A 19,323-nucleotide genomic window follows, 5' to 3' on the forward strand; every position below is an offset into this window, starting at 1 on the left:
CACCTGGCACCGACCAGCGACCCACACCGGAGGCACACCACATGTCCGAACGTCTGAAGTCCCTGGCCGAGGCCGGGGTCTCGATCTGGCTCGACGACCTCTCCCGGGAGCGTCTCGAGACCGGCAACCTCGCCGAGCTGGTCGCCGGGTCCTCCGTCACGGGTGTCACCACGAACCCGTCGATCTTCGCGGCCGCGCTGGCCGACGGGGAGCGCTACGACGGGGCCGTCCGCAGGCTCGCCGCGGACGGTGCCGACGTCGACGCGACGGTCTTCGCCCTGACCACCGGCGACGTCCGGGACGCCTGCGACCTGCTGCGGCCGGTCTGGGAGGCCACCGACGGGGTCGACGGTCGCGTCTCCATCGAGGTCGCGCCCACCCTGGCCTTCGACACCGAGGCCACGGTGGCCTCGGCCAAGGAGCTGTGGACGGAGGTGGACCGGGAGAACCTGCTGGTTAAGATCCCCGCGACGACCGAGGGCGGCCCGGCCATCACCGCGGCGCTGGGCGAGGGGATCAGCGTCAACGTCACGCTGATCTTCGGCCTGGCCCGCTACCAGGAGGTGATGGAGGCCTACGCCGCCGGGCTGGAGCTGGCCCGCGACAACGGGCACGACCTCTCCCGGATCCACTCCGTGGCCTCCTTCTTCGTCTCCCGGGTCGACACCGAGGTCGACAAGCGGCTGGAGGCGGCCGGGGCCGACCCCTCGCTCTTCGGCCGCGCCGGGGTCGCCAACGCGCGGCTCGCGCACCAGGCCTTCCAGGAGTTCTTCACCAGCGAGCGCTGGGCCGCCCTGGCCGAGGCCGGAGCGCGGCGGCAGCGACCGTTGTGGGCCTCGACCGGGGTCAAGAACCCCGACTACCGCGACACCATGTACGTCACCGACCTGGTGGTGCCAGGCACCGTCAACACGATGCCGGAGAAGACCCTGGAGGCCTTCGCCGACCACGGCGAGGTGCTCGGCGACCAGGTCACCACCCAGTACGACGACGCCGAGGCCACGATGGGCTCGCTCGCCGAGGCCGGTGTCGTCTACGACGACGTGATCGCGGTCCTGGAGAAGGAGGGCGTCGACAAGTTCCTCGCCTCCTGGCAGGAGCTGCTCGACACCGTCCAGGGCCAGCTCGACCAGGCCGGTCGCTCGTGAGCGGCGCGGGCCTCGAGGCCACCGGGGTGTCCCTGAGCCTGGGACTGGCCAATCCCGAGGCGTTCGACGCGGTCCTCGGCGACCTGGTCGCCGGTCGGGTCGCCAGCCGCCTCGCCGCGCAGGACCCGGCCCTGTGGGGCGAGGCCGCCGAGGAGGAGGCCGCCAAGCGGCTGGCCTGGGTCGACCTGCCGGTCACCTCCGCCCCCGTCGTGGCCGAGGCCGAGGCGCTCCGCGACGAGCTGCGCGGCCGCGGCCTCGACCGGGTCGTGCTGTGCGGCATGGGCGGCTCGTCCCTGGCTCCCGAGGTGATCTGCGCGGCCGCCGGCGTCGAGCTGACGGTCGTCGACTCCTCCGATCCAGACTTCGTCCGCCGCGCCCTGGAGACCGACATCGCGCGCACGGTCGTCGTCGTCAGCTCCAAGTCGGGTGGCACCGTCGAGACCGACAGCCAGAAGCGGGCCTTCGAGAAGGCCTTCGCCGACGCCGGGATCGATCCCGCCGAGCGCCTCGTGGTGGTGACCGACCCGGGCTCTCCCCTCGACGTCGCCGCCACCGAGGCCGGCTACCGGGTCTTCCGCTCCGACCCCGACGTCGGGGGGCGCTTCTCCGCGCTGACCGCCTTCGGCCTGGTCCCGAGCGCGCTGGCCGGGGCCGACGTCGGCGCCCTGCTCTCCGAGGCCGAGGCCCTGCGTCCCGCGCTGGCGGTCGACGAGGTGGCCAACCCGGCCCTGCGCCTGGGCGCCCTGCTGGGGCTGACGGCGACCCGCGACGTCGACAAGCTGGTGCTCGCCGACGGCGGCTCCGCCTACCCCGGGTTCGGCGACTGGGTCGAGCAGCTCGTCGCGGAGTCCACCGGCAAGGACGGCAAGGGCATCCTCCCGGTGGTGGTGGAGCGGATGCAGACCCCCAACTGGACCCCGTCCACCGAGGACTCGCTCCTGGTCAGCTTCGGCCCCGCGCAGGGTGAGTGGCCCGCGACCTCCGGCTGGTCGGCCGCCGTCGACGGGCCGTTGGGCGCCCAGCTGCTGCTGTGGGAGACCGCCACCGCCGTCGCCGGCGGCGTGATCGGCATCAACCCCTTCGACCAGCCCGACGTGGAGAGCGCGAAGTCCGCGGCCCGCGAGATGCTCGAGGGCTCCTCCGACTCCCCGGCGCCGGCCTTCGTCGACGGAGCGGTGACGGTCTTCGCCTCGCCGGGGTGGCTGCCGGAGGGGACCAGCACGGTGGCCGACGCCGTGGCGGCCCTGCTCGCCCAGGTCGACGAGGAGCGCGGCTACCTGGCCGTCCAGGCCTACCTGGACCGCCTCCGCGACGTGGCTCTGCTCCCGGTGCGCCCCGCGCTGGCGACCCGCACCGGCCGGCCGGTGACCTTCGGGTGGGGGCCGCGCTTCCTGCACTCCACCGGCCAGTACCACAAGGGCGGGCCCACCACCGGGGCCTTCCTCCAGGTCACGACCCAGCCCGAGGCCGACCTGGCCGTCCCGGGACGCCCCTTCACCTTCCACGAGTTCCTGCTGGCCCAGGCCGTCGGCGACGCTCAGGTGCTCGCCGCGAAGGGCTCCCCGGTGCTGCGCCTGCACCTGGCCTCCCCCGCCGACCTGGCCGCGCTGGTGACCGTGCTGGCCCCGTCGTGAGCGCAGAGCGGCACAACCCGCTGCGCGACCCGCGGGACCGGAGGCTCCCGCGGATCGCCGGACCCTGCAGCATGGTGCTCTTCGGGGTCACCGGGGACCTGTCGCGCAAGAAGATCATGCCGGCCGTCTACGACCTGGCCAACCGAGGTCTGCTGCCCCCGGGCTTCAGCCTCGTCGGCTTCGCCCGCCGGGAGTGGGAGGACCAGGACTTCGCCGAAATCGTCCGGGACGCCGTCCGTGAGCACGCGCGCACGGAGTTCCGCCAGGAGGTGTGGGACCAGCTCGCCGACGGCTTCCGGTTCGTCCCCGGCGAGTTCGACGACGACGTGGCCTTCGACCTGCTCCGCAACACCCTGCAGCTGCTCGACCAGGAGCGCGGCACGGGGGGCAACCACGCCTTCTACCTCGCGATCCCCCCGGGCCTGTTCGGCGACGTGGTCACCCAGCTCCAGAAGCACGGTCTCGCCGAGAGCACCAGCTCGTGGCGGCGGGTGGTGGTGGAGAAGCCGTTCGGGCACGACCTGGCCTCGGCCCGCGAGCTCAACCAGGTCCTGGACCGGGTCTTCCCGTCCGGCTCGGTCTTCCGCATCGACCACTACCTGGGCAAGGAGACCGTCCAGAACGTCCTGGCGCTGCGGTTCGCCAACTCGATGTTCGAGCCCCTGTGGAACTCCCACTACGTCGACCACGTGCAGATCACCATGGCCGAGGACATCGGGATCGGTGGCCGTGCCGGCTACTACGACGGCATCGGCGCGGCCCGCGACGTGATCCAGAACCACCTCCTCCAGCTCATGGCCCTGGTGGCGATGGAGGAGCCCCGGTCGTTCGAGGCGGAGTCCCTGCGGGTCGAGAAGGAGAAGTTGCTCTCCTCGGTCGTCCTGCCCCGGTCGCTGACCCGCTCCACGGCCCGGGGGCAGTACGCCGAGGGCTGGGCGGGCGGGGAGAAGGTCCCCGGCTTCCTCCAGGAGGAAGGCATCCCGGCCGACTCCACCACCGAGACCTATGCCGCGGTCACCCTCCAGGTGGAGAACCGGCGCTGGGCCGGGGTGCCGTTCTACCTGCGCGCCGGCAAGCGGCTGGGGCGCCGGGTGACCGAGGTGGCGGTGGTCTTCAAGCGGGTGCCGCACGTGCCCTTCGGCAAGCACTCCACCGAGGAGCTGACCCAGAACGCCCTGGTGATCCGGGTGCAGCCCGACGAGGGCCTGACCGTGCGCTTCGGCTCGAAGGTGCCGGGGACCTCGATGGAGATCCGGGACGTGTCCATGGACTTCGTCTACGGCGGCACCTTCACCGAGACCTCCCCGGAGGCCTACGAGCGGCTGATCCTCGACGTGCTGCTCGGCGACCCGCCGCTCTTCCCCCGCCACGAGGAGGTCGAGCTGTCCTGGAAGATCCTCGACCCGATCATCGCGCACTGGGCCCGGAAGGGCGCGCCGGAGGCCTACGAGTCCGGCACCTGGGGCCCGCCCTCGGCCGACGAGATGCTGGCCCGCGACGGACGGACCTGGAGGCGACCGTGATCGAGCTGAAGGACACCACCGCCTCGGCCATCTCTGCGGAGCTCATGCGCCAGCGCGCCCTGTCGGGCAGCCCCGCCATGGGCATGGTGATGACCCTGATCGTGGTGGCTCCCGAGGACCACGCCGAGCAGGCGATGAAGGACGTCCAGCACGCCTCCCACGAGCATCCCGCGCGGGTGCTGGGGGTGATCCTGGGGAGCACCCGGGGCGCCTCCCGGGTCGACGCCAGGCTCGGCATCGGTGCCGGGTGGAGCGGCGAGACGGCGCTGATCCGCCTCAGTGGCGAGGTGGTGGAGCACGACGAGTCGGTGGTGCTGCCGCTCCTCCTGCCCGACTCCCCCGTGGCCGTGTGGTGGCCGGTCGACGCCCCGCCCGACCCGGCGGGCGACCGGCTCGGCGCCCTGGCGCAGCGGCGGATCACCGACACCGCAGCCGTCAGCCGGGGCAAGCAGCGCGCCCTCGCCGAGCAGTGCCTCGCCTACACCCGGGGCAACACCGACCTCGCGTGGACCCGGCTGACGCCCTGGCGGGCGCTGCTGGCCGCCGCCCTCGACCAGTTCCCGGCCAAGGTCACCGGCGCCTCGGTCACCGCGGAGCGGATCAGCCCCTCGGCCGAGCTGATGATCGCCTGGCTCTCCAGCCGGCTCGGCGTCGACGTGGCCCGACACCGGTCCCAGGGTCCGGGGATCACCGAGGTGGTGCTGGAGACACGGCAGGGCCCGGTGCGGATCACCCGCCCCGACGGCAAGCACGGCACCCTCTCCACGCCCGGCTCCCCGGACCGCCCGGTCGCGCTGCCGCTGCGCCCCGTGCCGGAGCTGCTGGCCGAGGAGCTGCGCCGGCTCGACGAGGACGACATCTACGCCGAGACGGTGGCCCACCTGGCCGAGCGCGAGGGGCCGCGATGAGCGCGCGGGGCGATCTCGAGGTGGCCCCGGACGCCGCCTCGCTGGCCGGCGAGGTCGCCAGCAGGCTCCTGGCCAGGCTCGAGGAGCTGCAGGCGGCCGGGCGCGACCCCAGGGTGTGCCTCACCGGTGGGTCGATCGCCGACCTCGTCCACCGTGAGGTGGCCCGTCGCACGGACGCCCCGGTCGACTGGTCCCGGGTCTCGTTCTGGTGGGGCGACGAGCGGTTCGTGGCCGGCGCCTCCGAGGACCGCAACGCCCTCCAGGCACGCCGCGCCATGCTGGACCACCTCGGGGTCGACCCCCGTCGGGTGCACGAGGTGCCGTCGGCCGACGACGTCGCCGACGTCGCGGCCGCCGCGGAGACCTACGCCGGCATGCTCGACGAGCTCGGTCCTGCCGGCTTCGACCTGGTCATGCTCGGCGTGGGCCCGGACGGGCACGTCGCCTCGCTCTTCCCGGGCCACCCCGGGCTCGATGTCCGGTCGCACAGCACCGTCGCCGTCACCGACTCCCCCAAGCCGCCGCCCCGACGCGTCAGCCTCACCTTCGAGGCGCTCAACCGTGCCGATGCGGTCTGGTTCCTCGCCAGCGGCGAGTCGAAGGCCGCGGCGGTGGCGGCGGCCCGCAGCACGGGGCCGCTCGCCGAGTGCCCGGCCCGCGGAGTGCGGGGGCGACAGGAGACGTTGTGGCTCCTCGACGAGGTCGCGGCCTCGCCCGGCCGCGACGGCGTGGCCTAGAAGATGACGTCGCCCGACTTGCGCCGGCTGCGCAGCAGCTGCACGGCCTCGTTGAGGATGTCGGCCGCCTCCGCGTCGGAGCGCCGCTCCTTCACGTAGGCCAGGTGCGTCTTGTAGGGCTCGATCTTGGGCGGCGGCGGCGGGTTGTCCCGGTCCATGCTGGCCGGCAGGCCGCACTTCGGGCAGTCCCACGCCTCCGGTGCGATCGCCTCGACGGCGAAGGTCACCACCGAGCGGTGTGCGTGCGAGCAGAAGTAGGTGACCGCCTGACGCGGCGCCGCCTCCCCCCGTTCGGCCTCTCCCATCGGCCCTGCCCCGACCCGACTACCCCGGATCGCGCTTCCTCCACCAGCCATCTCTGTCCCTCCCAGAAGAGAAATGAAGCTATTTACATTTTCAGGATCCGTACGCCATCAGCAGTCCGAGCGCCACGATGCAGGCGAACCAGACGACTCCCACTCCGACGGTGAACCGGTCCAGGTTGCGCTCGGCCACCGAGGAGCCGCCGAGGGTGCTGGACATGCCACCACCGAACATGTCGGACATGCCGCCCCCACGCCCCTTGTGCAGCAGCACCAGGAGGATGAGGATCAGGCTCGTCAGGATGAGCAGGGACTGAAAGAGCAGAATCACGAGGGCAGCCTACGTCAGTCGGGGGTGATCAGAGGACAGGCATGTCATGGAAACGGCAGATGCCGCCGAACTCGTCGGCCTGGAGGCTCGCTCCGCCGACCAGCGCACCGTCGACGTCGGGCTTCTCCATGATGCCGGCCACGTTGGCCGCCTTCACCGAACCGCCGTACAGGATCCGGCAGCCGTCGGCCGCCTCGTCGCCGTAGCGCTCCCGCAGCCGCTCCCGGATGGCTCCGCAGACCTCCTGCGCGTCCTCGGGCGTGGCCACCTCCCCGGTGCCGATGGCCCAGACGGGCTCGTAGGCCACGACCAGCCCGGCGACCTGCTCGGGCGAGAAGCCCGCGAGCGAGCCCTCGACCTGGCTCAGCGTGTGCTCGACGTGCCGGCCGGCCTGGCGGACCTCGAGCCCCTCCCCGACGCAGACGATCGGCGTCATCCCCGCCTCGAGGGCCCGGTGGGCCTTGGCGTTGACCGTCTCGTCCGACTCGTGGTGGTCCTGGCGACGCTCCGAGTGGCCCACCACCACGTAGGAGCAGCCGAGCTTGGCCAGCATCCCGGCGGAGATGTCGCCGGTGTGGGCGCCGCTCTCGTGCACCGAGACGTCCTGGGCGCCGTACTTCAGCTGGAGCCGGTCGCCGTCCACCAGGGTCTGCACCGAGCGCAGGTCGGTGAACGGCGGGACGACGACGACCTCGACCCGGGAGAAGTCGTGCTTCTTGTCCGACAGCGTCCAGGCGAGCTTCTGGACCAGGACCACCGCCTCCTGGTGGTTGAGGTTCATCTTCCAGTTCCCCGCCATCAGCGGGGTGCGGGTGGGAGCCATCAGCAGGGTTCCTTGTCGTCGTCAGCGTTCGAGCACGGAGATGCCGGGGAGGTCCTTGCCCTCGAGGAACTCCAGGCTGGCCCCTCCACCGGTGGAGATGTGGCCGAAGGCGGCCTCGTCGAAGCCCAGGGCGCGCACCGCGGCGGCGGAGTCCCCGCCACCGACGACCGAGAGCCCCTGGACCCGGGTCAGCGCCTCGGCCACGGTGCGGGTGCCCTCGGCGAAGGCCGGCACCTCGAAGACCCCCATGGGGCCGTTCCAGAAGACGGTCCGGGCGTCGGCCAGGGCCGCGGCGAAGGCCGCCGCGGACTCCGGGCCGATGTCGAGACCCAGCGCGTCGGCCGGGATCTCGGCGGCCGGCACCACCACCGGCTGGGGCTCGCGGTCCCCGGAGGGGAACGCGGTGTCCACCACGATGTCGGTGGGCAGCACCAGCTCGACCCCACGCTCGGCGGCCTCGGCGAGGTAGCGCCGACAGGTGTCGAGCTGGTCCTCCTCCAGCAGGCTCCTGCCCACCTCGTGGCCCTGGGCCTTGAGGAAGGTGAAGACCATGCCGCCGCCGATCAGCAGCCGGTCGGCCTTGTCGAGCAGGTTGTCGATCACGCCCAGCTTGTCCGAGACCTTGGACCCGCCCAGCACCACCACGTAGGGGCGCTCGGGATCCACGGTCAGTCGGCGCAGCACCTCGATCTCGGACTCGACCAGACCGCCCATGGCGCTCGGCAGGCGGGTCGCCACGTCGTAGACGCTCGCCTGCTTGCGGTGGACCACGCCGAAGCCGTCCGAGACGTAGGCGTCGGCGAGGCTCGCCAGCTCGTCGGCGAAGGCACCCCGCACGGCGTCGTCCTTGCTGGTCTCGCCCTCGTTGAAGCGGAGGTTCTCCAGCAGGGCCACGTCGCCGTCCCCGAGCGAGGCCACCACACGCCGGGCGCTCGGCCCGACCGTGTCCTCGGCGAAGGAGACAGGGCGACCGAGCAGCTCAGCGAGCCGCGCCGCCACCGGACCCAGCGAGTAGGCCGGGTCCGGTGCGCCCTTGGGGCGGCCGAGGTGCGCGGTCACCACGACCCGGGCGCCCGCGTCGCTGAGCTTGCGGATCGTCGGCACGCTCGCCCGGATCCGGCCGTCGTCGGTGATCCGGCCTTCGTCCAGGGGGACGTTCAGGTCCGAACGGACCAGGACCCGCCGGCCCCGCAGGTCGCCTAGCGTCTCGAGTCCCGACACGGTCAGAGGGTGCTGCCGACGTGGTCGATCAGGTCCACGAGGCGGTTGGAGTAGCCCCACTCGTTGTCGTACCAGCCGATGACCTTGACCTGGTTGCCGATGACCTTGGTCAGCGGGGCGTCGAAGATGCACGACGCCGGGTCGGTGGTGATGTCGGTGGAGACGATCGGGTCGGTGGAGTACTTCAGGAAGCGTCCGTCGGCGGCCTTCTCGATCGCGGCGTTGACCTCCTCCACGCTGGTCTCGCGGCCGGCCTCGAAGGTGAGGTCGGTGGCGGAGCCGGTGGGGGTGGGCACGCGCAGCGCGAAGCCGTCGAGCTTGCCCTTGAGCTCGGGGAGGACCAGGCCGATCGCCTTGGCCGCACCGGTCGAGGTGGGGACGATGTTGAGCGCGGCGGCCCGGGCCCGGCGCAGGTCCTTGTGGATGTTGTCCTGCAGGTTCTGGTCGGCGGTGTAGGCGTGGATGGTCGTCATCAGGCCCTTGACGATGCCGAACTCGTCGTTGAGCGCCTTCGCCATCGGCGCGAGGCAGTTGGTGGTGCAGGAGGCGTTGGAGATGACGTGGTGCTTCTCCGGGTCGTAGAGCTCGTGGTTGACCCCCATCACCACGGTGATGTCCTCGTTCTTGGCGGGCGCCGAGATGATGACCTTCTTGGCACCGCCGTCGAGGTGCGCCTTGGCCTTCGTGGCGTCGGTGAAGAAGCCGGTGGACTCCACGACGACGTCGACACCGAGGTCGCCCCACTTGAGGTCGGCCGGGTTCCGCTCGGCGAAGGCGGCGATCTCCTGGTCACCCACCCGGATGGCCGACTCGGTGGACGAGACGTCGGCGTCCAGCCTGCCGAGGATGGAGTCGTACTTGAGCAGGTGAGCCAGCGAGGCGTTGTCGGTCAGGTCGTTGACCCCGACGATCTCGATGTCGGCACCCGAGGCGCGCACGGCGCGGAAGAAGTTGCGGCCGATCCGGCCGAAGCCGTTGATTCCCACACGGACAGTCACAATTGACTCCTGGAGTAGCGATGGTCGACGAGCGTCCACGACCCTATCGCGCGCACCTCAACACCTACCCCGGGGCATCCTCGATGGACCTCGGACCGTCCTCGACGGGGGCCGGAGTGGCGCCTGGATTCAGGCTTCCTCGGCGAGCATGTCGGGGGTCAGCGACGCCTCGGTGTCGGGGATGCCGAGCTCCTCCGCGCGCTTGTCGGCCATCGCCAGCAGCCGCCGGATCCGGCCGGCGATCGCGTCCTTGGTCAGCACCGGCTCGTGCAGCTGGCCGAGCTCCTCCAGGGAGGCCTGCTTGTGCTCGAGGCGCAGGTGGCCGGCGAGCTTGAGGTGGTCGGGCACCTCGTCCCCGAGGATCTCCAGGGCGCGCTCGACGCGGGCGCCGGCGGCGACGGCGGCCCGCGCGGAGCGGCGCAGGTTGGCGTCGTCGAAGTTGGCGAGGCGGTTGGCGGTCGCCCGGACCTCGCGGCGCATCCGCCGCTCCTCCCAGGCCATCAGGGTCTCGTGGGCGCCCAGGCGGGTGAGCAGCGCGCCGATCGCGTCGCCGTCGCGGATGACCACGCGGTCGACCCCGCGGACCTCGCGGGCCTTCGCCGAGATGCCGAGCCGACGGGCCACGCCCACCAGGGCGAGGGCGGCCTCCGGGCCCGGGCAGGTGACCTCCAAGGAGGAGGACCGGCCGGGCTCGGTGAGGGAGCCGTGGGCCAGGAAGGCGCCGCGCCACGCGGCGACGGCGTCGCAGCCACCGCCGGAGACCACGGCGGGCGGCAGCCCGCGCACGGGCCGGCCGCGCGGGTCGAGCAGGCCGGTCTGCCGGGCCAGCGCCTCGCCGTCCTTGACCACCCGGACGAGGTAGCGGCTGCCCTTGCGCAGGCCGTTGCCCTGGACCATCACCACGTCGGACTGGTGCCCGTAGACCTCGGAGACGTCGCGGCGCAGCCGTCGGGCCGCCGCGCCCGTGTCGAGCTCGGCCTCGACCACGATCTTGCCGCTGACGATGTGGAGGCCACCGGCGAACCGGAGCATCGAGGCCACCTCGGCCTTGCGGCAGCAGGTCTTGGTGATCGCGGTGCTGGCCAGCTCTGCCTTCACCTGTGCCGTCATCGCCATGGGGCAGATCCTGCCATGTGGGTCAACGACCCGTGGGCGACTCCCCCACACTGGCCAGCACCGTGCGCAGCGCGGCCGCGAGCCGCGCGGGGTCGTGGGCGCTGCCGCCCGGCTCGGCGGCGACGTCGGCGACCGCCAGCTCCCCGTGCAGGGCGCGCACCTGCTCGGCGAGCTCGGGGCCCGAGGCGCCGACCGCGGACGTGTCGGCCAGCACGGTGTGGACCCGGAGCTCGGGCGCGAGCTCCCTGAGCACCGCCAGGTGGTCGGCCGGGCTGAAGCCGCCGGTCTCGCCGTCCTGGGGCTGGAGGTTGAGCACGACGACCAGCCGCGCCCCTCGCGAGACGATCGCCCGGCGCAGCTCCGGGAGGAGCAGGTGCGGGATCACCGAGGTGAACCACGAGCCCGGCCCCAGCACCACCCAGTCGGCGTCCTCGACGGCGCGCAGCGCCTCGAGGCACGTCGGGGGCTCCGGGGGCGACAGCGCCACCGACCTGATCCGGCCCCGCGCGGTCGCCACCTCCACCTGCCCGTGCGCCACCTCCGGGCCGTCCGGGCCCTCCACCTGGGCCGTGATGTCGATGGGCACGGTCGACATCGGCAGCACCCGGCCCCGGGCGCCCAGCAGCCGCCCGACCATGTCGAGCCCGGCCACCGGGTCGCCGAGCAGGTCCCAGAGACCGACGATGAGCATGTTGCCCAGCGCGTGACCCCGCAGCTCGCCGTCGCCGTCGAAGCGGTGCTGGAGGACCTGCATCCAGGTGCGACCCCAGTCGTCGTCGCCGCACAGGGCCGAGAGGGCCATCCGCAGGTCGCCGGGAGGCAGCACGTCGAAGTCGCGGCGCAGGCGCCCCGACGAGCCCCCGTCGTCGGCGACCGTGACGACGGCGGTCACCTCGCGGGCGACCTCACGCAGCGCCGACAGGCTGGCATGGAGCCCGTGCCCCCCACCGAGCGCCACGACGGAGGTGTCGAGGCGCTCCACGTCACTCCCGCCCGAGGTCACGGTGCATGGCCCGTACGTCGTACCCGGACGCGGAGAGGCGGGCGACGACCTCCTCGGTCATCGCGACGCTGCGGTGCTTGCCGCCGGTGCAGCCGACGGCGATGGTCATGAACCTCTTGCCCTCGCGCTGGTAGCCGGTGGCGGCGATCTCGAGCACCGGCAGGTAGCCGGCCAGGAACTCCGCGGCGCCCGGCTGGTTGCGCACGAACTCGGCCACCGGCGCGTCGCGCCCGTTCTGCGGCCGCAGCTCGGGGATCCAGTGCGGGTTGGGCAGGAAGCGCATGTCGGCGACGAAGTCTGCGTCGACCGGGATGCCGTACTTGAAGCCGAAGCTGACGACCTGGACCTTGAGGCTCCGCGCCGCGGGCGAGCCGAAGTGCCCGGCGATCCGGTCGGTCAGCTGGTGCACGTTGAGGGCGGTGGTGTCGATCACGAGGTCCGCTCCGCCGCGGATCTCCTCGAGCACCTTGCGCTCCCTGGTCAGTCCGTCGATCAGGCGACCGCTGCCCTGCAGCGGGTGGGGCCGCCGGACGGCCTCCTGGCGCCGCACCAGCACGTCGTCGCTCGCGTCGAGGTAGACCAGGCTGGTCGGCCGCCCGGTGGCCTGCTGGTGCCGGTTGGCCGCGAGGCTGGTGAAGAAGGACCCCGACCGGACGTCGACCACCACGGCGATCGGCTGGCTGGTCCCCCTGCTGTCGTCGACCAGGCGCACCACGTCCCGGACCAGGGTCGGAGGCAGGTTGTCGACCACGAAGTAGCCCAGGTCCTCCAGCTCCTTGGCCGCGGTGCTGCGCCCGGCGCCCGTCATCCCGGTGATGATCACCAGCTCGGCCGGCTGCTTCATCAGTCCTCCTCGATCTCGCCCGTGGCGGTGTTGATCCGTGGTCCGGCGCTGCGCCCCGGTGTCGCGGCCACCGCCTCCTTGATCGCCGTGGCGGTGGCCGGGCCGATCCCGGGCACCTGGGCGATCTGGGCGACGTCGGCCTGCCGCAGCTTCTTCAACGAGCCGAAGTGTCGCAGCAGCGCCTTGCGGCGCACCTCGCCGAGCCCCGGCACGTCGTCGAGCACGCTCTCCACCATGGTGGCCGACCGGCGGGCCCGGTGGTGGGTGATGGCGAAACGGTGGGCCTCGTCCCGGATGCGCTGGAGCAGGTAGAGCCCTTCGCTGGTGCGCGGCAGGATCAACGGGTCCTCCTCGCCGGGCACCCAGACCTCCTCGAGCCGCTTGGCCAGGCCGCAGACCGGGACGTCGTCGATCCCGAGCTCGGCCAGCGCCTGGCGCGCGGCGCTCACCTGCGGCGGTCCGCCGTCGACCACCACCAGCCCCGGGGCGTAGGCGAACTTGCGCGGCCGCCCGGTGTCCGGGTCGACCAGCATCGGCCCGGAGTCGGTCACCACCTCGGTGGAGCGCGCCTGCTCGTCGAGCAGCCGCCGGAACCGGCGGGTGATCACCTCGTGCATGGAGGCCACGTCGTTCTGGCCCTCGACGCCGCGGATCACGAACCGCCGGTACTCCCCCTTGCGCGGCAGGCCGTCCTCGAAGACCACCATCGAGGCCACCACCTCGGTCCCCTGGAGGTTGGAGACGTCGTAGCACTCGATCCGCAGCGGGGCCTCCTCGAGGCCGAGCGCCTTCTGGATCTCCTCCAGCGCCAGGTTGCGGGTGGTCAGGTCGCTGGCACGCTTGGTCTTGTGCAGCGCCAGGGACTGGGCGGCGTTGCGGGCCACCGTCTCCATCAGCGCCTTCTTGTCGCCGCGCTGCGGCACCCGGACCCTCACCCGGCTGCCGCGCAGCGAGCTGAGCAGCTCCTCCATGGTGCCCACGTCCTCCGGGAGCTCGGGGACCAGGACCTCGCGGGGGATCGACTCCGACTCCCCGCCGTAGAGCTGGAGCAGGAACTCCTCGACCAGGTGGGCGGTGCCGCCCTCGGCCATCCGGTCGGCGACCCACCCGCGCTGGCCGCGGATGCGCCCGCCCCGCACGTGGAAGACCTGGACGGCCACCTCGAGCGGGTCCTCGGCCAGGGCCACCACGTCGGCGTCGGTGCCGTCGCCCAGCACCACGGCCTGCTTCTCCAGGGCCTTGTTGAGGGCCCCCAGGTCGTCGCGGAGGCGGGCCGCCTTCTCGAAGTCCATCGCCTCGGAGGCGGCGTACATCTCCCGCTCGACCCGCTTGACGAACGCCGTGGTGTTGCCGGCCATGAAGTCGCAGAAGTCCTCGACGATGCGCCGGTGCTCCTCGGCGCTGACCGCGCCGACGCACGGTGCGCTGCACTTGTCGATGTAGCCCAGCAGGCAGGGCCGGCCTATCTGTGCCGAGCGCTTGAAGACCCCCGCGCTGCACGAGCGCATCGGGAAGACCCGCAGCAGCAGGTCGACGGTCTCGCGGATCGCCCACGCGTGGCCGTAGGGACCGAAGTAGCGCGTCCCCTTCTTCTTGGCCCCGCGCCCCACCATCACCCGGGGGAACTCCTCGCCCACGGTGACCGCCAGCCAGGGGTAGGACTTGTCGTCGCGGTACTTGACGTTGAAGCGGGGATCGAACTCCTTGATCCACGAGTACTCCAGCTGGAGCGCCTCGACCTCGGTGCGCACCACCGTCCACTCCACGCTGGCCCCGGTGGTCACCATCGAGGCGGTGCGCGGGTGGAGGTTGCCGATGTCCTGGAAGTAGGAGGACAGTCGGGAGCGGAGGTTCTTGGCCTTGCCGACGTAGATCACGCGGCCGCGCTTGTCCCGGAACCGGTAGACCCCCGGCTGCGTCGGGATCGTCCCTGCCGCGGGACGGTACGACGCGGGTTGAGCCATGCGCCCAGCCTACGGTCAGGCCATGGTGATGGTGTCCCCGGTGACGGTGATGTCCACCTCGGGCAGCGCCGTCTTGGCGGGTCCCTCGAGCACGGAGCCGTCCTCGAGCGAGAAGCTGCTGCCGTGGCAGGTGCAGGGGATGTGCCCCTCGCTGCTGGAGGAGACGGTGCACCCCTGGTGCGGGCACACCGCGGAGAAGCACTTGAAGGTCCCCTCGGTGGGCTGGGTGACCACCACCTTGCGGTCGGGGTAGACCGCGCAGGCACCGACGGCCACGTCGCCGGTCGAGCCGAGCACCTCGCCCGCCTTGGTCTCCGGCACCGGGGCCACCCGCTCCGAGCGCGACTCGTCGCCGCAGGCCGCCAGCAGCGGCGCCCCCACCCCGGCCGCCACGGCACCTCCGAGCGCGCGGCGTCTGCTGATGCCCTGGGTGCTCACGGCGGCTCCTTGAGGGTCGAGGGAGGAGGACCGACCGCAGACTAGCGCTCGGCCCAAGCCGGCCCCGGCCGGACGCCGGGACGGGACACGCCGACAGGCTCCCCAATTAAAGTCGAGTCAGTTACTCTCCTTTCATGCCGTGTCACGACCCGTTCGGGCTCCCCCTCACCACGAGCCCCGAGGCAGCGAACGCCTGGTCGGCGGGCCTGCTGCGCCTGCTGAAGCTCGAGCGGGGAGGCGCGGAGCTGGTCTCCCAGGCCCTGGCCCTGGACCCCACCTTCGCCCTGGCCCACTCCACGCTCGCGCTGCTCGCCCACGAGATGTGCCTCCCGGTCGACCTGCCCGCCCGGCTCCGGGACGCCGAGCTGCACGCCCGGCGCGGCACCGACCGTGAGCGCTCCCACGTGCACAGCGTGCTGGCGCACGTCGCCGGCGACTCCGCTCCCCTGCTCCGCCACCTCGCCGAGCACCCCCGCGACGCCCTGCTGCTCTCCTCCGCGGTGCCCACCATCGCCTTCGCGGGCGTCACCCAGGTCCCCGCCGAGGCGTGGGCGATCGTCGAGGGCGCGGCCCCGGCGTACGGCGACCACTGGTGGTGCCAGGGGCTGCTGGCCTTCGTGCGGCAGGAGCAGCGCCGCTTCGACGACGCGATGGAGCTCGCCTGCCGCTCCCTGGCGGTGGAGCCCTCGGCCGGCCACTCGGCGCACGCCCGCGCCCACGCCCACTACGAGACCGGCGACCACCGCGACGGACTCGCCTGGATGGACTCGTGGGTGGCCGGCGACGGCAGCTCCGCGGTCGACCTGAGCCACTTCTCCTGGCACGCGGCCCTGCACGAGCTCAGCCTCGGCGACACCGCGGCGGTGCGCCGGCGCCACGCCACCCAGCTGGGCCCGGACCGGGCCCTGGGCTGCCGTGCCCTGGTCGACACCGGCTCCCTGCTCCTGCGGTGGGCCCTGACCGCGGACGGCGAGGAGGTGCCGGGCCTCGACGACGTGATCGCCTCGGTCGGCCGCGGCACCCTGCTCAGCCCGCCCACCCCGTTCGTGGCCATGCACGCGGCCGTCGTCCTGCTCGCCACCGAGGACGTCGCGGGGCTCCGGGCGCTGGCGCGGCACAGCGAGCGCCACGCCCACCCCGTGCACCGCGAGGTCGTGGCCCCGGTGGCGCACGCGCTCGTCGTCCTGGCGCGGGGCCTGCCCGGGCTCGCCGCCGACTGCCTCGAGGCCGTCGCGGACCGGACCTGGCGACTGGGAGGCTCCGACGCCCAGCGCGAGGTGCTCGAGGAGATCAGGATCGCCGCCCTGCTGCGGGCCGACCGCCTCGACGAGGCCCGTCAGGTGCTCGACGACCGGCTGGACCGGCGCGAGTCACCTCGCGACCGGGCCTGGCGGGGCCGGTGCACGAGGAGCGGGCACCGGCACCACGCCCCGACCGGGACGACCACCGTCTGACGCGGCAGCACCCTCAGCGGCGCAGGACGCCGTCGAGCAGCGGCGCCAGGAACCTGCCGGTGTGACTGGTCGGGTCGGCGGCCACCTGCTCGGGGGTGCCCTCGGCGACCACCATCCCGCCGCGGGACCCGCCCTCGGGACCCATGTCGATGATCCAGTCGGCGGTCTTGATGACGTCGAGGTTGTGCTCGATGACCAGCACGGTGTTGCCCTGGTCGACGAGGCGGCCCAGCACCAGCAGCAGCTTGCGGATGTCCTCGAAGTGGAGACCCGTGGTCGGCTCGTCGAGGACGTAGACGGTCCGTCCGGTGGAGCGCTTCTGCAGCTCGCTGGCCAGCTTCACGCGCTGTGCCTCGCCGCCCGACAGGGTGGTCGCCGGCTGCCCCAGCCGCACGTAGCCCAGCCCCACCTCGGTCAGCGTCTTCATGTGCCGGGCGATCGCGGGCACCGCGGCGAAGAACTCCGCGGCCTCCTCGATCGGCATGTCGAGCACGTCGGCGATCGTCTTGCCCTTGTAGTGGACCTCCAGCGTCTCCCGGTTGTAGCGGGCGCCGTGGCAGACCTCGCAGGGGACGTAGACGTCGGGCAGGAAGTTCATCTCGATCTTGATCGTGCCGTCGCCCTGGCACGCCTCGCAGCGGCCGCCCTTGACGTTGAAGGAGAACCGGCCCTGGAGGTAGCCGCGCATCTTGGCCTCGGGGGTCTGCGCGAACAGCTTGCGGACGTGGTCGAAGACACCGGTGTAGGTGGCCGGGTTGCTGCGCGGGGTGCGGCCGATGGGCGACTGGTCGACGTGGATGACCTTGTCCACCTGGTCGATCCCGGTGATGGTGCGGTGGCGTCCGGGCACCGTCCGGGCGTTGTAGATCTGCTTGGCCAGGGAGGTGTAGAGGATGTCGTTGACCAGGGTCGACTTGCCCGAGCCGGAGACGCCGGTGACGGCGGTGAACATGCCCAGCGGGAAGGCGACGTCCACGTTGCGCAGGTTGTGCTCCTTGGCCCCCTTGACCACGAGCTCGCGGCCCTTGGTGCGGGGCCGCCGCACGTCGGGCACCGGGATCTCCCGCCGGCCGGAGAGGTAGGCGCCGGTCGCGGAGTCGGGGTGGGAGAGCAGGTCGGCGACCGACCCCGAGTGGACCACCTGGCCGCCGTGCTCACCGGCACCGGGACCGATGTCGACGACCCAGTCGGCCGCCCTGATGGTGTCCTCGTCGTGCTCCACCACGATCAGGGTGTTGCCGAGGTCGCGGAGCCGCACCAGGGTCTCGATCAGCCTCATGTTGTCGCGCTGGTGCAGCCCGATCGAGGGCTCGTCGAGGACGTAGAGGACGCCCACCAGTCCGGCGCCGATCTGGGTGGCGAGCCGGATGCGCTGGGCCTCGCCGCCAGAGAGCGACCCGGAAGGCCGGTTGAGGGAGAGGTAGTCGAGCCCGACGTCGAGCAGGAACTGGAGCCGCTCCTGGATCTCCTTGAGCACCCGCTCGGCGATCTGCCGCTCCCGGTCGCTCAGCTCCACCGAACGCAGGAAGTCCGCGGTCTCGTTGATCGGCAGGGCGCAGAGCTCGGCGATCGAGAGCCCGCCCAACGTGACCGCCATCGAGACCGGCTTGAGCCGGCTGCCCTGGCACGCGGGGCACGGCACCTCGCGCATGAAGCCCTCGAAGCGCTCCCGGCTGGTGTCGGTCTCGGCGTCCTCGTGGCGCCGCTCGATGTACTGACCGACCCCCTCGAACTCCGCGTAGTAGGAGCGCTGGCGGCCGTAGCGGTTGCGCGTCACCACGTGCACCTTGGTCGGGTGCCCGCGCAGGATCGCCTTGCGCGCCTTGGCCGGGAGCTCCTCCCAGGGGGTGTTGAGGTCGAAGCCGAGCTCGTCGCCCAGGGCGCCCATCAACCGCAGGAAGTAGTCGGCCACGTGGGCGCCGCTCCACGGCTGGATGGCCCCCTCCCCCAGGGTGGCCTGCGGGTTGGGCACCACCAGGTCGGGGTCGACCTCCATCCGGGTGCCGATGCCGTGGCACTCCGGGCAGGCGCCGAAGGGCGAGTTGAAGGAGAAGGAGCGCGGCTGGAGGTCGTCGGTGTCGATGGCGTGGTCGTTGGGGCAGGCCATCCGCTCCGAGAAGCGGACCTCGCGCCCGGGGTCCGACTCGTCGAGGTCGACGAAGTCGAGCACCACCAGGCCGTCGGCGAGCTGGAGGGCGGTCTCCACCGAGTCGGTCAGCCGCCGCTTGGACGACTCCTTGACCGCCAGGCGGTCGATGACCACCTCGATGTTGTGCTTGCGCTGCTTGTCCAGCGTGGGCGGCGCGTCGAGCTGGTGGGTCTCCCCGTCGACCCGGGCGCGGCTGAACCCCTGGGACTGCAGGGCGCGGAAGAGCTCGACGTACTCGCCCTTGCGTCCGCGGACGACCGGGGCCAGCACCTGGAACCGGCGGCCCTCCTCCATGGCGAGCACCCGGTCGACGATCTGCTGCGGCGTCTGCCGCTCGATCGGCGCCCCGCAGGTGGGGCAGTGCGGACGCCCCGCACGGGCGTAGAGGAGGCGGAGGTAGTCGTAGACCTCGGTGATCGTGCCGACCGTGGAGCGGGGGTTCTTGGAGGTGGACTTCTGGTCGATCGAGACCGCGGGCGAGAGCCCCTCGATGAAGTCGACGTCCGGCTTGTCCATCTGGCCGAGGAACTGCCGGGCGTAGGCGGAGAGCGATTCCACGTAGCGGCGCTGGCCCTCGGCGAAGATCGTGTCGAAGGCCAGGGACGACTTGCCGGAGCCGGAGAGACCGGTGAAGACGATCAGGGAGTCGCGCGGCAGGTCGAGCGAGACGTCCTTGAGATTGTGCTCCCGGGCACCCCGGATGATGAGCTGATCGGTCACAGAAGGATCC

General features: G+C 72.3%; 17 protein-coding genes. 6 read left to right on the forward strand and 11 right to left on the reverse strand.

The genetic code is table 11. The annotated features are described in order from the left end of the window. Window positions 1-41 precede the first annotated feature (41 nt). The 5 genes from tal to pgl are packed head-to-tail and all read left to right on the forward strand — an operon-like array spanning window position 42 to window position 5,950. Window positions 42-1,148 carry a transaldolase gene (gene tal, locus AC4BG9_RS12500; RefSeq protein WP_490571433.1) on the forward strand — a complete coding sequence of 369 codons (1,107 nt, stop codon included), beginning with the start codon at window positions 42-44 and terminating at the stop codon, window positions 1,146-1,148. Continuing rightward, window positions 1,145-2,782 carry a phosphoglucose isomerase-related protein gene (locus AC4BG9_RS12505; protein ID WP_490571434.1) on the forward strand — a complete coding sequence of 546 codons (1,638 nt, stop codon included), beginning with the start codon at window positions 1,145-1,147 and terminating at the stop codon, window positions 2,780-2,782. Before tal ends, AC4BG9_RS12505 begins: the two co-directional genes overlap by 4 nt. Then, window positions 2,779-4,305 (forward strand): glucose-6-phosphate dehydrogenase, encoded by a 1,527-nt coding sequence (gene zwf, locus AC4BG9_RS12510; RefSeq protein WP_490571435.1) that lies wholly within the window; start codon window positions 2,779-2,781, stop codon window positions 4,303-4,305. The genes AC4BG9_RS12505 and zwf overlap by 4 nt, the downstream gene beginning before the upstream one ends. Beyond that, window positions 4,302-5,213, forward strand: coding sequence for a glucose-6-phosphate dehydrogenase assembly protein OpcA (locus tag AC4BG9_RS12515; RefSeq protein ID WP_490571436.1), 912 nt, complete (start codon window positions 4,302-4,304; stop codon window positions 5,211-5,213). Before zwf ends, AC4BG9_RS12515 begins: the two co-directional genes overlap by 4 nt. Then, complete coding sequence (pgl, locus tag AC4BG9_RS12520) at window positions 5,210-5,950, forward strand: 6-phosphogluconolactonase (protein WP_490571437.1); 741 nt, start codon at window positions 5,210-5,212, stop codon at window positions 5,948-5,950. Before AC4BG9_RS12515 ends, pgl begins: the two co-directional genes overlap by 4 nt. Here pgl and AC4BG9_RS12525 read toward each other — a convergent pair. The 10 genes from AC4BG9_RS12525 to AC4BG9_RS12570 form a co-directional block, all read right to left on the reverse strand. Beyond that, complete coding sequence (locus AC4BG9_RS12525) at window positions 5,947-6,306, reverse strand: RNA polymerase-binding protein RbpA (protein WP_490571438.1); 360 nt, start codon at window positions 6,304-6,306, stop codon at window positions 5,947-5,949. The genes pgl and AC4BG9_RS12525 overlap by 4 nt on opposite strands. 40 nt (window positions 6,307-6,346) lie before the next feature. Continuing rightward, window positions 6,347-6,583 carry a preprotein translocase subunit SecG gene (gene secG / locus AC4BG9_RS12530; protein WP_490571439.1) on the reverse strand — a complete coding sequence of 79 codons (237 nt, stop codon included), beginning with the start codon at window positions 6,581-6,583 and terminating at the stop codon, window positions 6,347-6,349. Between the two features lie 28 nt (window positions 6,584-6,611). Further along, window positions 6,612-7,406, reverse strand: a complete 795-nt coding sequence (gene tpiA / locus AC4BG9_RS12535; RefSeq protein ID WP_490571440.1) for a triose-phosphate isomerase — start codon at window positions 7,404-7,406, stop codon at window positions 6,612-6,614. A 21-nt stretch (window positions 7,407-7,427) separates the two neighbouring features. Next, on the reverse strand, window positions 7,428-8,627 hold the full coding sequence (locus AC4BG9_RS12540; RefSeq protein ID WP_490571441.1) for a phosphoglycerate kinase: 1,200 nt from the start codon (window positions 8,625-8,627) through the stop codon (window positions 7,428-7,430). 2 nt (window positions 8,628-8,629) lie between these two features. After that, on the reverse strand, window positions 8,630-9,625 hold the full coding sequence (gene gap / locus AC4BG9_RS12545) for a type I glyceraldehyde-3-phosphate dehydrogenase (RefSeq protein WP_490571442.1): 996 nt from the start codon (window positions 9,623-9,625) through the stop codon (window positions 8,630-8,632). Window positions 9,626-9,754: 129 nt separating this feature from the next. After that, on the reverse strand, window positions 9,755-10,741 hold the full coding sequence (gene whiA, locus AC4BG9_RS12550) for a DNA-binding protein WhiA (protein WP_490571443.1): 987 nt from the start codon (window positions 10,739-10,741) through the stop codon (window positions 9,755-9,757). 22 nt (window positions 10,742-10,763) lie between these two features. Beyond that, window positions 10,764-11,723 carry a gluconeogenesis factor YvcK family protein gene (locus AC4BG9_RS12555; protein ID WP_490571444.1) on the reverse strand — a complete coding sequence of 320 codons (960 nt, stop codon included), beginning with the start codon at window positions 11,721-11,723 and terminating at the stop codon, window positions 10,764-10,766. Between the two features lies 1 nt (window position 11,724). Further along, window positions 11,725-12,588 (reverse strand): RNase adapter RapZ, encoded by an 864-nt coding sequence (rapZ, locus tag AC4BG9_RS12560; protein ID WP_490571445.1) that lies wholly within the window; start codon window positions 12,586-12,588, stop codon window positions 11,725-11,727. Then, a complete protein-coding gene (uvrC, locus tag AC4BG9_RS12565) occupies window positions 12,588-14,552 on the reverse strand; it encodes an excinuclease ABC subunit UvrC (RefSeq protein WP_490571446.1) in 1,965 nt (654 codons plus the stop codon). The genes rapZ and uvrC overlap by 1 nt, the downstream gene beginning before the upstream one ends. A gap of 15 nt (window positions 14,553-14,567) precedes the next feature. Beyond that, the gene (locus AC4BG9_RS12570) at window positions 14,568-14,990 is read right to left on the reverse strand and encodes a Rieske (2Fe-2S) protein (protein ID WP_490571447.1); all 423 of its coding nucleotides are present in this window, start codon (window positions 14,988-14,990) and stop codon (window positions 14,568-14,570) included. A gap of 134 nt (window positions 14,991-15,124) precedes the next feature. On the opposite strand from AC4BG9_RS12570, the gene AC4BG9_RS12575 reads away from it, so the two are divergent. Next, window positions 15,125-16,444: a tetratricopeptide repeat protein gene (locus tag AC4BG9_RS12575; protein WP_490571448.1), complete on the forward strand. Its 1,320-nt coding sequence runs from the start codon at window positions 15,125-15,127 to the stop codon at window positions 16,442-16,444. Window positions 16,445-16,457: 13 nt separating this feature from the next. On the opposite strand, the gene uvrA is transcribed toward AC4BG9_RS12575, so the two are convergent. After that, window positions 16,458-19,313 (reverse strand): excinuclease ABC subunit UvrA, encoded by a 2,856-nt coding sequence (uvrA, locus tag AC4BG9_RS12580; RefSeq protein WP_490571449.1) that lies wholly within the window; start codon window positions 19,311-19,313, stop codon window positions 16,458-16,460. Window positions 19,314-19,323 lie beyond the last annotated feature (10 nt).

The organism is Nocardioides sp. Z40_12, from assembly GCF_058215795.1.